We start from the raw sequence: 14,244 nt of genomic DNA, 5'->3' as shown, positions 1-14,244 counted from the left end.
GTGATCAGAAACGAAAGGAGAACGCTCAGCAAGAAAGTTGCACTGCGAATGACTAGACTTCGTTATGCAAAAGAATATTGCCTATCGAACGTGGCACCGATCAGTCGTTGAATTATGGCCCCGCCATGAATGGCTGTGGCCCATTTTCATGACGGGAATTGCGCTGCTGATCAGTGGCGGCTGTCACCTGACAATGGGGGTCATCACCGGAGATGACTGGTCTGGGCCCACCTCGTTTCGAAAACCAGCCCTTTTTGGCATTTCGACAGGCCTCACCTGCATCTCGATGAGTTGGGTCTGGGGGAAACTGCGGATCTGGTCGCTCGATCCCGTCGTCGTCTGGCTGACGTCGTTAGCGCTCGCTTTAGAGGTGACATTGATCACCATCCAGTTCTGGCGAGGAGTCCCTTCGCACTTCAACCACGCTACTTATCGCGATGCCTTTATTGAAGTCGCCATGCTGGTGCTCATCATCATTGCCAGCCTGGGAATCAGTTGGCTCGTCTTTCGCAGTCTGCTGCCTGGGGCATTTTTGACAATCGAGGAAACACACGATCCTTCGAGAATTCCCTCAACTTCAATGAAATCTGCTATCCGTGCAGGACTTCTGTTGCTGTGGATCTCGCTTCTGCTGGGATTCATCATTTCGTCGATCGGCTGGGCAGAAATACAAGCCGGCCGTAACCCGGAACTTGTTCCCCACGCGGGAGTACTGAAATTTCCCCATGGAGCCTGCCTCCATGCGATTCAAACCTTGCCACTGGCGGTCTTCGTCTGGCAATTCCTCAAATGTGGCCATGTCCTCTTGCGGACAAATCTGCTCGCCAGTGCCCACTTCACGTTTCTGAACTATGCCTGCTGGCAGACATTTTCCGGACTGGCTCGCTTTGAACCCGCCATGGGAGGGATGATCCTCCTGGGGTTAACCAGTCTTTGCCTGCTATCCGCCCTGTGTCCATCTCGATGGATTGATGCGGTTCTTCCCACAAAGCGGCTGAGTGAAAGGGGATCTTGAAGGAACAACTCACTGAAATCAGGCCATTGAAGTCAGGCCACCTGGATGAGTCACTGGCTCTCAGCCCGTTGTCAATTGCCATCCTGAATGGCGGAACTTGAACCGAACTGGTATCAAAATTGGCCAGTTGGTATTGTTGGCAAACAGCGGTGATCTCAACCAGTCATTGATCTACACTCCCTGGGGACGGAACCTCATGCTCGGCGCTCACCTGAATCCGGCTGATTATCTTTCGAGGGTTGCTCAGGTCTTTCAGACCCTTGATTTGAAGGAAACGGAACAACTGGCAGAAGACATCTACTCGGCCTACGAGAATGGCAAGTTCGTCTTCATTTGCGGGAATGGTGGCAGCGGCTCGAACAGTTCGCACTTCTGCGAAGATCTGGGGAAAAGCTCACTCGACCGCAAAGATTTCACGAACGATGAACGCAAGCGGCTCAAAGTCTTATCCCTGACCGATAACACGCCTTACATTCTGGCGTGGGGCAATGATGAAGGCTTTGATCGTGTCTTCGTCGAGCAGTTGAAGAACCTGGCCTCGCCCGGAGATGTTCTGATTGCCATCAGCGGCAGTGGAAACAGCCCGAACATTCTCAATGCTGTCGAATGGGGCAATCGCAAAGGTCTCGTCACCTGGGGCATTACAGGCTATTCGGGTGGCAAACTGAAATCACTGGGACAGAAAAACCTGCATGTGCCGCTGGACGACATGGGGATTGTCGAGTGCGTCCATCTGATTCTGTTCCATTGGATCCTGAACGATCTCCATGGTCGCATCAACCAGATCGGACGCTACCAGGTGCCACGATGATCGTGACACCGGATGACAAACTTCCCGATGTCCTGAAGATAGAGCCGCGAGTTTTTGGTGATTCCCGAGGATTCTTCTTCGAAGTTTTCCAGCAGGAACGCTACACAACCAGCGGCCTGTCGCAAGCTTTTGTTCAGGATAATGTGTCCCGTTCGTCGCGAGGAACACTGCGCGGATTGCATTTCCAACTCGTACGTCCACAGGCCAAACTCATCCAGGTGATTCGTGGCGAGATTTTTGACGTCGCCGTCGATGTCCGCAAAAGCTCACCCACATTCGGCCAATGGATGGGCTGTCGACTGAGTGACGTCAACCATCACCAACTCTATGTGCCTGCGGGTTTCGCTCACGGATTTTGCGTCATCTCTGAGACTGCCGATGTGCTCTACAAGTGCACTGACTATTACTTTCCACAGCACGAACGCTGCCTCTTGTGGAATGATCCGACTGTGGGCATTGCCTGGCCTCTGGAAGACTTTCCCATTCTTTCGGCCAAAGACCAGCAAGGCCAAACTCTGGCGAATCTGGAATCCTTCGACTGACACGCAACCTGTTCAACACAGTGTTCCATCGATTGAGTACCCACACATTTCTCATGACTCAAACTTGATCAACAGCTCCCATGTTGTTTTAAGTGGCTGCTCTCCCTTATGCTGAATAGGTCAGCGATCGTTGATGTGATGAATGGGTCAGAATCGAGAGTGGTGAATCAGGGGCACAGCATGCCACAGCGCAACCGAGAGCAGCGGCAACCTGTGCTGTCTCCGTCGATGTGCCGGGTGTTCCTGTCAGGCTGGCTGATTGTGTCTGCGAGTCTGGCCATGGCTTGCGAACTTTTAGCAGCCGAAGGCGAATTCAGTTCAAAATCCATCAATTTCTCAAAAGATGTGCTGCCGATCCTTTCGGACAATTGCTTTCATTGCCATGGCCCTGATTCTCAGAGTCGTCAAGCCGAGTTGAGACTCGACCAACCCAACCCTGCTCTGGATCAAATCCTTAGAGAGAGTGCACCTGGCCAGAGTGTTTTCTGGGAACGTGTGTCGACCACTGATCCCGATCTGATCATGCCCCCTCCCGAGACGAAACATCGCCTCACAGCCGCACAATTGCTTTTGTTGCAAAGATGGTTGCAAGCCGGCGCCCCATGGGGAAAGCACTGGGCGTTTGAGCCGATAATCAAGCCTGCCGTGCCAGAGAGTGATCGAGCCGAGAATCCGATTGATGCGTTTGTGATCGCACAGTTGCATCAGGTGGGTAAGGAATTATCCCCCCAGGCCGATTCCGCCCGGTTGCTCAGACGACTGGCACTCGATCTGACGGGATTACCACCTTCGTTGGAATTGCGTCAGAAGTATCTGAAGTCCTCGAATCAACCCCTCGATGCAGGTGCTGTCGTCGATGAGTTGCTGGCATCACCACATTACGGAGAGCGTATGGCCTGGGAATGGCTGGAGGCTGCCCGGTATGCTGACACCAATGGTTATCAAGGTGATGCTGAACGCACCATGTGGCCCTGGCGGGATTGGGTGGTGGAGGCCTTCAACCAGAATCTGTCCTTTGCGGATTTCACACGGGCTCAACTCGCTGGCGATCTGCTTTCTCAAGCAACCGACCGGCAGAAGCTGGCCACAGCCTTTCTCCGGAATCATATGATCAACGGCGAGGGCGGGCGGATTGCTGCTGAAAACCGCATCGATTATGTGATGGATATGACGGAAACGACCGGGACGGTCTGGCTCGGTCTGACCATGAATTGCTGCCGCTGCCACGACCATAAGTTTGACCCGATCCGGCAGCAGGATTACTACCAGCTTTCTGGCTTTTTCAACAACACGCCGGTGGATGGGAGTGGTGGGAATCCTCAGACACCTCCTGTACTCGAATGGCCCAGCGAAGAGCAGAAAGAACACAGAAATCGACTGCTCAAGGAACGTCAGGAGATCGCAGAAAAGGTACTCGCCTGGGAAGACGAGTTTGTGCCGCTCAAGCATCTCGCACCAGCAGAGGGCCCTGCACTTTCTACCCAGCCAGTTTCAGCGATCGAAGTTTTCGACGATGCGAATGGAGTGGCCACGAGTCCCTGGCATCAGGATGACGGATTACCGGCTGAGGTTCGAGCCATTCGTCAAAAGCCCCCGCAGGATCGTAAGGCGAGTGAACTGACTCAACTCATCAACTTCTGGAATCAATGGCAAGGACAGTCGCCGCAGAGCCTGCTGATGCTGAAATCCCGTATTGATGAGCTGGATGCTTTGCAGAGGTCGATTCCCCAGGTCATGGTCATGCAGGAACGTGCTGGTGAACCTCGCAAGAACTTCATTCTGAGCAAGGGACTTTACAATCAACCTCAGGCAGAAGTTCCGACCGACGTCCCCCTGTTTCTGAAATCCAAGAAAGCCAGCGAGCGATTCCGAGATCAGAATGTATCACCCGTACTGACTCGCCGGGAGCTTTCCGAGTGGTTGCTGCATGATGAAAACCCTCTGGTTGCGCGTGTGGTTGTGAATCGAATCTGGCAGCAGTTTTTTGGCATCGGGCTGGTGAAAACGTCTGAAGATTTTGGCATTCAGGGAGAAAAGCCCAGTCATCCCGAACTGCTGGATTGGCTGGCAGCCGATTTCCGCGAGCATGGTTGGGATATCAAGCGTCTTGTCAAGCAGATGGTGACCAGTCGCACCTATTGCCAGACCACACTTGTCCCCCGTGAAGCCTATGTCGACGATCCGGAAAATCGCCTGCTCGCCCGGGGTCCACGGTATCGCTGGCCAGCCTGGATGCTGCGGGATCAGGCGTTGGCAGTTTCCGGGCTGCTGGTTCCCAAAACCGGCGGTCCACCGGTCAAGCCCTATCAGCCAGAAGGTCTCTGGGAAGAAGCCACTTTCGGCGCCAAGAGGTATCAGGCCGACCAGGGCGATTCGCTTTACAGGCGAAGCCTCTACACCTTCTGGCGAAGAATCATCGCGCCACCCATGTTTTTCGATACTGCCAATCGGCAAACCTGTATTGTTCGTACCAGTAGAACCAATACCCCATTACAGGCCCTGGCTCTCTGGAATGATCCTGTCTATCTCGAAGCAGCCAGGGTTCTGGCAACACGATTCTTTGTGAATGATCGAAAGCTGCACGACGACGAGCGCCTGAGGCGCCTATTTGAACACATTCTCGTACGCGAACCGACTCCTCAGGAATTGGAGTTATTGAGAACTTCAATCATGAGCTGGCGAGATCGACTTGTTCAATCCCCCGAACAGGTGAATGACTTGCTTGCTGTGGGAGCATCGCCTGCCAGCCTTGCGGGAGAAGATTCAGCAAGCCGGGCGGAAGCAGCCCTGTGGACTGTCGTCACCATGATTCTATTCAACCTCGATGAGACTGTCTCGAAAGAGTAATGCACCTTTTCAAAGAATCATCCACCTCTACAAAGAGAAATCCAACTGGGAATCCTCCATTGCCACCCGTTCCTCCTTGTGAGTGGATGACCACTCATCATCGCCGCAGTTTTCTGGGGACAGCAGCAGGTTCTCTGGGCCTTGGCCTGGCGAGTCTTTCGCACTTATTGGCTGCAGAACAATCGCCTGCACCCATTTCATCAACTTCAACTGCAGCGACGACCGACATCGTGGGGCGGCCCCGTCTGCCCCCCAGGGCCAGGCATGTCATTTATCTCTTTCAGAATGGCGCGCCGACGCATGTCGATCTGTTCGACTACAAGCCAAAGCTCAGAGAACTTCACGGTCAGCCTCTTCCCGAATCCTACGTAGGTGGCAAACGCTTCAGCACCATGACGGGCAATGCGAATGGAAAACTGATTCTGGGAAATGTCGAGCCCTTTGCTCAACATGGAGAATCCGGGGCATGGGTATCGAGCCTCATGCCACATACCGCACAAATCGCTGATGAACTCTGTTTTATCAAATCGATGCATACAGAAGCGGTGAATCATGCACCGGCGATTACGTTCATGCTGACGGGGAGTGAACTTCCTGGCAGGCCTGCGCTGGGTGCATGGCTGACGTACGGTCTGGGAAGCGCAGCCGATAATCTCCCCGGCTACGTCGTGCTCACGTCAGTCACCAAGGGAACCTCGTGTGGGCAGATTTTCTACGATTTCTACTGGGGAAGTGGGTTTCTGCCTTCGCGATTTCAAGGCGTGAAATTTCGAGGAAGCAAAGATCCCGTCCTCTATTTGAAAGATGGCCCGGGGATTTCTCGCGAGTTTCGCGAAGCCATGCTCAACGATGTCACAGCACTGAATCTGCAGAAACAAGCTCTCTCAGGAGACCCCGAGATCAGCACTCGAATTGCCCAGTCCGAAATGGCATTTCGCATGCAAACCAGTGTTCCCGAGTTGACTGATCTTTCCGGTGAATCAAAAGCCACCCTCGAGATGTACGGTCCACAGGTCGAGCAGCCAGGCTCTTTCGCCTACAACTGTCTCATGGCCAGGCGGCTCGTTGAACGTGGTGTCCGAAGTGTGCAGCTCATGCATGCCGGGTGGGATCAGCACAATAGTCTCACGACTGAACTTTACAACCAGTGCCGCGATACCGACCAACCTTCAGCAGCCCTTGTGAAGGATCTGAAACAACGTGGTCTGCTCGATGATACTCTGGTCATCTGGGGTGGTGAGTTTGGTCGAACGCCATTCATTCAAGGAGATCTTGCCAATCGCCCGCGCTGGGGACGTGATCATCATCCCTACGCCTTTACCGTCTGGATGGCTGGTGGCGGCGTGAAAAGTGGTGTGACTCATGGAGCCTCTGATGATCTGGGGATGAACGTCCTGGAAAACCCCGTCCATGTTCATGACCTGCAAGCCACCATACTGCATCTGATGGGAATTGATCATGAACGCCTGACTTACCGGTTTCAGGGACGGCAGTTTCGTTTAACAGACGTGCATGGCCATGTGGTTCATGACATACTTAAACATGTGTGACATCCTCAAATCCTTGTGATTCAATATTCCTGCTTCCTCGATTGGCGGAACTCATCCATGCCCAACTCACCAGCCATCCTGATGTTCATTGGAGAAGAGTACGAAGATCTCGAAGTCTGGTATCCCAAACTGAGGCTGATCGAAGCCGGTTATCAGGTCGTTTGCGCGGGGCTGGAAGCGAACGTGGTCTACAAAGGGAAGCACGGCTATCCCTGTCGATCAGACGCCGCCATTCGAGATCAGAAGTCCAGCGATTATGTCGGGGTGATCTGTCCGGGAGGATGGATGCCTGACAAGATTCGCCGTGAAGCGAAAGTGAAACAGTTGCTGCAGGAGTTTCACGCAGACAGCAAACTTGTGGCAGCGATCTGTCATGGGGGCTGGATGCCGATTTCCGCCGGGATTTATCGGAATGTCCGCACCACCGGTTCGCTGGGTATCAAAGACGATATCGAGAATGCCGGCGCTTTGTTTCTGGATCAGGAAGTTGTCGTTGATCGGCATTTTGTGAGCAGTCGCAAGCCAGACGACCTCCCGGCTTTTCTGCTTGGTTGCCTCGAAGTGCTTGGAAAATCGACCCGCGGCGAGTTGTTGGGTTAACGGAAGGATCATTCCCAGGCTACCATCATCAGGGAGCCATGCGGAATGGGATGGGTGTAAAGCCAATCAATAAGAAGGCCAACAGCAGCCAACCGAGAGCCATTTTGACGTTGCTGGGCGCTATTGTCTCATTCTCAATTTCAGCACTGCGAATGCCCATAAACGCCATCAGCCCCAGCATGGTGCTGAATGTCAGATCGAGTGAGTACAGCATCCAGATGACGGCCACGACAATGGTCAGTTTGCTCACAATTTCGGCCCGTCTGCCAATCAGTGCGGTCATAATCTGACCGCCATCCAGTTGACCAATCGGCACCAGATTGAGGGCCGTCCAATAGATGCCAAACCACCCGGCCAGCAAGGCGGGGTTGATGAGGACATCGTCATTGGGCCCCAGTTGCGGATGCGTCAGCACGATCATCCACCGCAGGATTGGTGGATCACTGAGTGAAAAGCCCGGTTGTGCGTTCGCCGGAAACGGGATGGATGTCGCTGCACCATAAAGTGCGATCGGCAAGGTAACAATCAGGCCAAACAGTGGCCCGGTTGTGGCAATATCCAATAGCGCTGATCGTGACAACTTGATTTTACTGGAAGATACCGTCGCTCCTAAAGTTCCAAAGATCCCAAAGGGAAATGGAATGAAGTAGGGGTAATAGAATGGCAGCCCGTGCCGTTTGCTTTGCAGGTAATGGCCCAGTTCATGAGCACACAAAATTGCCATGACGCAACCCGCATAGATGAGCCCGTGACGCAGGAGATCTTCCGGCATGGCCGGGGCTGGGCCACCACCACTGTTCAAGCCCGCAAGGAACGTCGTCACACAGGTCATAAAAAACAGCCAGATCGCCCAATGTCTTGAGCGAAACTGTTTCTCCTGCTCCGCCAGACGCTTCGCTTCCAACTCGCGTTCTCGACGAAGCTGCTCGTTTTCTTCCTCCAGGAAGTCGTCATCTTTCAGTTCATGATCGACTGTATTAACGCCGTTTGCGGGAGAGGTCGCTGCCTGAAGCGCAGCCATTCGTGCCAACTCGCCGGGGAGCATCTCACGCTCGAGGACCACACGCTGGGGCTTGGCTGGTTTGCCGCCCTTAGAATCATTCGTTTCGACAACCGGTGAGCTGTTCTTCGAGTTGGCCTTATTCAGTGCAGTTTGAGGGACTGAAGTAGAAGGGGTCTCTGCCGGATAGATCTGTAGTGGATCGACCTGCTCCAAAGTCTGATCTGCAGATTTTTCCAGAGGCTGTTTCCGTCCAAACCATGACTTCTTGGGAGCCATGGGCTGGAGTGGATCAACCCAGGAATCATCCTGTTCGAATGTCTTGCTCTGTGAGCTTTTTTCAGATTCGGCCATGCACTAATCATAGACTCAGAGTTTTCGAAGGCCAATTGCAATCCCATGGCCATTATGAGATTCCCTTCATGAAAGTTTGTCACTTCGAGAATACCAGTCTGGCATCGCTGGGAACGGAACTGTAGAACGATGAAGGGTAATCTACCATCACCGTTTTGATCTGTTGGCTGGCGCACTGACGACCACCTCTGAGAGAAAGAAGCGCATGTTCGGTTTGTTTGGTTCCAAAGACTGGAATGTCATTGCGATCGTCTTCGAGCGAAGTGACTTGTACCGCGTCAACGGTCAGCGGGTCAAAGGAGGCGCTGCGGTCAAATGTCGTGATGGCGCCAAGGGGATGTCCCGCACAATTTTCTGGGCTGTTTACGACCAGAAACGGGCTTTCCTTGAAGGCGAAGCTGGCCCCGGTGCTCACCTGGTCACACCACAGATCATTCAGCGGCTCAAACGCGAGATCAACACCAACATGACCGTCACCCAAATTCTGGGAATGCTCGAAAAGGGTGAACTCGCGATGGCAGCGAAGCCTCTGGTGTGGACTGGCTATCCCAAACCCGAACCAGTCAGCGAAGAATAGTAATCACCAACAGAACAACCATCGCTGATCAACATCGTCGGTAAAACAGAGCCTTCATTCCAGGACGAGTCATGCTTCCGGAGCCCATTCAAGTTGGACTTGTCTTTCGTGATCATCATCCTCAAGTCGCAGAGATTCGTCGAGTATTAGTGGATTTCATCGAACAGCAGGAGCAGGTGCAGCTTGCAGGAATTCTGGGGGTTCATGACTGCAACTGCTGGGAGATAGAACCACAGATCGTGGCTGTGATCGGTGGCGATGGCTCCATTCTCCGTACCTGCCGTGCCATGGGCAAACAACAGAGGCCCATGCTGGGTATCAACCTGGGACGCCTGGGGTTTCTCGCCGATCTGACACCAGCCGAATTCATGCAATCCTTGGGCGAGATCGCATCGAGGCGGTACCGCATTGTCGATCATCTGATGTTTGAATGCCGACTTTTTCGGGATGGCCATGAGCAACTTCAATCGCTGGGTCTGAATGAAGTTTCGATCCAGGCAGGGGCCTCCCTCCGCCTGATCGATATCGAACTGCTGGTCGATCGGGTTCCTGTGACCACATACCGCTGCGATGGTTTGATTGTCAGTACGCCGATTGGCTCAACGGCTCATAGTCTGGCGGCTGGTGGGCCAATTCTTAAACAGAACTTACAGGCCTTTGTGGTGACACCCATCAGTCCTCACACTTTAAGCAATCGCCCATTGGTCGATAGTGCCGATTGCATCTTCGAAATGCGTGTCCCCGAAGTGAATGAAGGGGTAACATTAGTCATTGACGGACAGATTCGCGAACCACTTCAGCCAGGGGATGTCGTTGAAATCCGCAGAGCCGACGTCTCGTGCCAACTCGTACGTCTGGAAGGATGGAGTTATTACTCCACCCTGCATCGAAAACTCGGCTGGGGTAGTAATCCGGTGAATTTTGATTCTCGATCGATTTGACCCTGAACTTAATCAACTCACTTTTTGCACAGCCGTTCACGCCCTCGACAAGCTCTCATTTGAAGTCACATCATGACAAACCGTTTGCTTCTCTCCGGACTGGTGTTCCTCTGTGGAATTGCCGCGAACTTTGCTCAAGCCAGCGAAGGAAAATCGCCTTCAGCTCCACACCAAAAACATCCCAATATCGTGGTGATTCTGGCCGATGATCTGGGCTGGGCTGATCTTGGCTGTTACGGAAATCCTTTTCATAAAACTCCCAATCTTGATCAACTGGCCCGCGATGGGATCCGCTGCACACAGGCCTACGCCGCCTGCCCTGTCTGCTCTCCCACACGAGCTGCGCTTCTCACGGGGCAAAACCCCGCCCGGCTGCATCTGACAGACTGGCTTCCCGGAAGAGGCAACCGTAGCGACCAGGCATTGCGTGTCCCCGAGATTCGAAACTCTTTGCCGCAAGGGATTATGACTCTGCCGGGAGTTTTAAAGTCGAATGGGTATCAGACATGCAGTATTGGCAAGTGGCACCTCGGTGGTGGAGCAACCGGCCCTCTCCAATATGGTTTTCAAGAGCAGATCGCCGGAGATGAACGAGGTTCACCCGCCAGATGGTTTGCGCCCTTTGGTCCTAAAGCAGTGGCCAATGGAGAAAAGAATCCACAGGGTAAGCCGATCCCTGGTCTGGAAGACATCCCCGATGGAGAGTATCTCACCGACGCCCTGGCTGACAAAGCCGTTGCTTTCATTGAAAAACAAACCGACGAAAAGCCATTCTTTCTTTATCTGCCACACTTTGCTGTGCATACACCGATGAATGCTCCTGAGGAGACCATCCAGAAATTTCGAGACAATAAGCCACCCGGCGTGGTTCGCAATGAGATCTATGCTGCCATGCTCTATCACCTCGACGCAGCGGTCGGCAAAGTGATGAACTCTCTGACGGAAAAGGGCTTCGCGAAGAATACAATTGTGGTCTTCACCTCTGATAATGGCGGGCTGGCGACGATTGAAGGCAAGAACACACCGGCCACGATCAATGCTCCACTTCGCGAAGGGAAAGGCTGGCTCTACGAAGGTGGGATTCGTGTACCGCTCATTGTCAGTTTTCCCAAGCACATCCCGGATGGTTCGACGACAGACTTTCCGATGACCACACTCGATCTGCTCCCCAGCCTTCTCTCTCTGGCAGGAATTCAGTATCAGGTCGATGCGAACTCCCCGCTTGACGGGATGAATATCTCTGACATCTGGACAGGGAATGCTACGCCCGAATTCAAGAAGTCCGCATTTGAAAGGCCGCTTTATTGGCATTATCCGCATTACGCCAATCAGGGTGGCTTCCCCGGCGGAGTCATTCGTCAGGGCCCCTGGAAGTACATTGAGAACTACCAGACTGGTCGCAAAGAACTGTTTCTTGTTGATAAAGATCCAGGAGAAGGACGCAATCGTGCCCCCGACGAACCAGAAAAAATCACACAATTTGCAAACCAACTGGCAACCTGGAAGCAATCAGTAAACGCCCAGGAAACAGTCCCCAACCCTGATTACATACCGAATCCTCCGCATGAGAAAACCGGAGTGATCTCGATCCCAGCCAAATCCGCTCAGGTCTACGGGAGACAGCTTCGTTACGAACCATTACCTCACAAGCAAACGGTCGGCTTCTGGGTCGAGAAAGACGACTATGTCGTTTTTCCGTTGACTGTCACAAAGCCCGGCAACTACCGCTTGAGAGTATTCCAGGGCTGTGGCAAAGGGAGTGGCGGTGCCATCGTCGAGGCGAAGATTAAGGATTCATCCCTGACATTTGTGGTCGAAGAGACGGGCCACTTTCAGAACTTCGTCTGGCGAGATGTCGGAGAACTCAAAATCGACGACATCGGCCGGCAGGAAATCAGCCTCAAAGCAGTTTCAAAACCAGGCGTCGCTGTCGGAGATTTTCGCGCACTGGAACTGATTCCTCAATAGTTTGTGCAACGACTCAAGCGGGAGCTCATTCAAGACGGAATTTGGTTTGTCGATATCTCCATCGGACCACGATATGAACTTCCTGTTGACTCTCTCTCGGATGTTGAGTTGTGGCCGGCACATGCCGCTGGCTGCTCTTTGCTTGATCGTGGTTTTGTTTGCCAAAGGCTTATTGGCGAATCAAAACTCTTCTACTCCCCAACCAACTGCTGAAGACCGTCGGCCGCATCTTGTACTCATCCTTGCGGATGATATGACGTACGACGCAATGAGTCTCCTCCGGCGGCGCGAGGTGCAAACACCCCATCTCGATGCACTGGCTCGTCGCGGAACTTTGTTCACGCATGCCGCCAATATGGGTTCCTGGTCTCCGGCAGTTTGTATTGCGAGTCGATCGATGCTGCTCACCGGCCGCACGCTCTGGAAGGCTGAAAAGTCCCACAAACAATTGCCTCAATTGGCCTCCCAGGAACTTCTCTGGCCGCAACGACTCAAAAAAGCCGGGTATCGCACTTTCATTTCTGGCAAATGGCATTTACCAGTCCCACCCGAGAAAGTCTTTGATCAAGCGGTTCACATTCGCCCCGGCATGCCCGCAGACAAACCCGCTGGATACAACCGCCCGTTGGAAGATATAAAAGATGTCTGGTCGGCCTCAGACACAGCGTTTGGCGGCTACTGGGACGGTGGCACCCATTGGTCGGAAGTTCTCGCGAACGATGCAGGAGCTTTTCTCGCCTCCCAGTCGAGAGCCAACTCACCTTTTCTCATGTATCTGGCCTTTAACGCACCGCACGACCCGAGACAGGCCCCACAGGAATTTCTCGATCAATACCCGGCCAGCCATCTCAAACTTCCGGCACCATTCCTGCCCAGATACCCTTTCGCAGAAGCCATGGGTTGCCCTCCAGGTTTGCGCGACGAGCGGCTAGCCCCCTTCCCTCGAACTGAGGCAGCCATCAAGCAGCATCTCAAAGAGTACTATGCCCTCATTACCCATCTCGATGCCCAGGTCGGGAAAATCCTCCGCGCCATTGAATCCAGCGGCACTCAGCGAGAGACCATTATCGCCTTTACAGCAGATCATGGCCTTGCTATCGGCCAGCACGGACTCATGGGGAAACAAAACCTCTATGATCACAGCACCCGGGTCCCCCTGTTTTTTGTCAGCATTCCCGCGGGATCATCAGCCAGATCACAGCATCGGCAGACCACGATTCCCGAGGGGAAGAAAGTGACCCGGCCGGTCTACCTGCAAAGTGTAGCAGCCACGTTTCTTGACCTGGCTGGGGTGCCTCTTTTGCCCGAGGAAGAATACCCGTCACTGCTCCCGCTGATTCAGGAAGCGACCACCATTGATGGGGCCACTTCTCAGAATTTTCAGAACCTGCGTCTCGCCAAAGAGACTGATTCGTCGTCGACAAAGGACTGGGACGACGATCTGATTGGCAGCTATCTCAATCGGCAACGTTCCATCACCAGCGACGGAATGAAGCTGATCGTCTACCCGGAGGCGAATGCTGAACGCCTTTACAATCTCAAGACAGACCCTTTAGAACAGACTGACCTTTCGGCAGATGAATCCCATCGTGCAATCGGCAATCAGCTCCGGGAACGACTGATTGATTGGCAGAAGAGATTGGAAGATCCGCTGCATCTCAGCGGAAAAGATAACACCTCGCGATGACGTGCGATCACAGGAAACTGCTGCTACACTGTGAATGATGTCATCCGGCCCGGTGGCGAAATAGGCAGACGCACAGGACTTAAAATCCTGGGTCTCGAAAGGGACGTGCGGGTTCGATTCCCGCCCGGGCCAGTAAATCCCCCAGCATCTCTCTACTCCCTTCTCGCCAAACAACTCCTGGATGGTTCAACAGCCGCCCAGAGAATTCCAAAACTCACTCCCGCAACCTCCCCAATTACCGAATACCACATTCCGCCTGCCAAAAAACGAAAAGACCCTGCTTCGCGTGAGCGAGGCAGGGCCTTCGTTATCAACAGGAGGGGAAGAGGAGAGATCAGCTTTGCGAGACAGT

At 53.4% G+C, this 14,244-nt stretch carries 11 protein-coding genes and 1 tRNA gene; 11 read left to right on the top strand and 1 reads right to left on the bottom strand.

What is annotated here, in order from left to right; all coding sequences use genetic code 11:
* Window positions 1–64 precede the first annotated feature (64 nt).
* The 6 genes from A6X21_RS16285 to A6X21_RS16260 all read left to right on the top strand — a co-directional run bounded on the left by A6X21_RS16285 (window position 65) and on the right by A6X21_RS16260 (window position 7,365).
* Entirely contained in the window at window positions 65–1,015 is a 951-nt protein-coding gene (locus A6X21_RS16285; RefSeq protein WP_068849769.1) for a hypothetical protein, read from the top strand.
* Window positions 1,016–1,211: 196 nt separating this feature from the next.
* Complete coding sequence (locus A6X21_RS16280; protein ID WP_068849915.1) at window positions 1,212–1,826, top strand: SIS domain-containing protein; 615 nt, start codon at window positions 1,212–1,214, stop codon at window positions 1,824–1,826.
* Entirely contained in the window at window positions 1,823–2,368 is a 546-nt protein-coding gene (gene rfbC, locus A6X21_RS16275) for a dTDP-4-dehydrorhamnose 3,5-epimerase (protein WP_068849766.1), read from the top strand. Before A6X21_RS16280 ends, rfbC begins: the two co-directional genes overlap by 4 nt.
* Window positions 2,369–2,548: 180 nt before the next feature.
* The gene (locus A6X21_RS16270) at window positions 2,549–5,215 is read left to right on the top strand and encodes a PSD1 and planctomycete cytochrome C domain-containing protein (protein WP_165603827.1); all 2,667 of its coding nucleotides are present in this window, start codon (window positions 2,549–2,551) and stop codon (window positions 5,213–5,215) included.
* Window positions 5,215–6,765 carry a DUF1501 domain-containing protein gene (locus A6X21_RS16265; protein WP_438822580.1) on the top strand — a complete coding sequence of 517 codons (1,551 nt, stop codon included), beginning with the start codon at window positions 5,215–5,217 and terminating at the stop codon, window positions 6,763–6,765. The genes A6X21_RS16270 and A6X21_RS16265 overlap by 1 nt, the downstream gene beginning before the upstream one ends.
* Before the next feature lie 57 nt (window positions 6,766–6,822).
* Window positions 6,823–7,365 carry a type 1 glutamine amidotransferase domain-containing protein gene (locus A6X21_RS16260; RefSeq protein ID WP_068849761.1) on the top strand — a complete coding sequence of 181 codons (543 nt, stop codon included), beginning with the start codon at window positions 6,823–6,825 and terminating at the stop codon, window positions 7,363–7,365.
* Window positions 7,366–7,393: 28 nt separating this feature from the next.
* Here A6X21_RS16260 and A6X21_RS16255 read toward each other — a convergent pair whose 3' ends face one another.
* Complete coding sequence (locus A6X21_RS16255) at window positions 7,394–8,719, bottom strand: site-2 protease family protein (RefSeq protein ID WP_068849758.1); 1,326 nt, start codon at window positions 8,717–8,719, stop codon at window positions 7,394–7,396.
* A 205-nt stretch (window positions 8,720–8,924) separates the two neighbouring features.
* Here A6X21_RS16255 and A6X21_RS16250 point away from each other — a divergent pair, with 205 nt between their 5' ends.
* The 5 genes from A6X21_RS16250 (at window position 8,925) to A6X21_RS16230 (ending at window position 14,024) form a co-directional block, all read left to right on the top strand.
* The gene (locus A6X21_RS16250; protein ID WP_013109786.1) at window positions 8,925–9,296 is read left to right on the top strand and encodes a hypothetical protein; all 372 of its coding nucleotides are present in this window, start codon (window positions 8,925–8,927) and stop codon (window positions 9,294–9,296) included.
* Window positions 9,297–9,367: 71 nt separating this feature from the next.
* Window positions 9,368–10,237 carry an NAD(+)/NADH kinase gene (locus tag A6X21_RS16245; RefSeq protein WP_068849756.1) on the top strand — a complete coding sequence of 290 codons (870 nt, stop codon included), beginning with the start codon at window positions 9,368–9,370 and terminating at the stop codon, window positions 10,235–10,237.
* 72 nt (window positions 10,238–10,309) lie between these two features.
* Entirely contained in the window at window positions 10,310–12,205 is a 1,896-nt protein-coding gene (locus tag A6X21_RS16240) for a sulfatase (protein WP_083233669.1), read from the top strand.
* Between the two features lie 73 nt (window positions 12,206–12,278).
* Window positions 12,279–13,892, top strand: a complete 1,614-nt coding sequence (locus A6X21_RS16235) for a sulfatase family protein (protein WP_083233668.1) — start codon at window positions 12,279–12,281, stop codon at window positions 13,890–13,892.
* Between the two features lie 46 nt (window positions 13,893–13,938).
* Window positions 13,939–14,024, top strand: a tRNA-Leu gene (locus A6X21_RS16230).
* The last annotated feature ends 220 nt before the right edge of the window (window positions 14,025–14,244 follow it).

Source organism: Planctopirus hydrillae, assembly GCF_001707835.1.
Classification (GTDB): Bacteria; Planctomycetota; Planctomycetia; order Planctomycetales; family Planctomycetaceae; genus Planctopirus; species Planctopirus hydrillae.
Note: the sequence above shows the minus strand (reverse complement) of the source record. Positions and strands in the feature narration are given on the sequence as shown.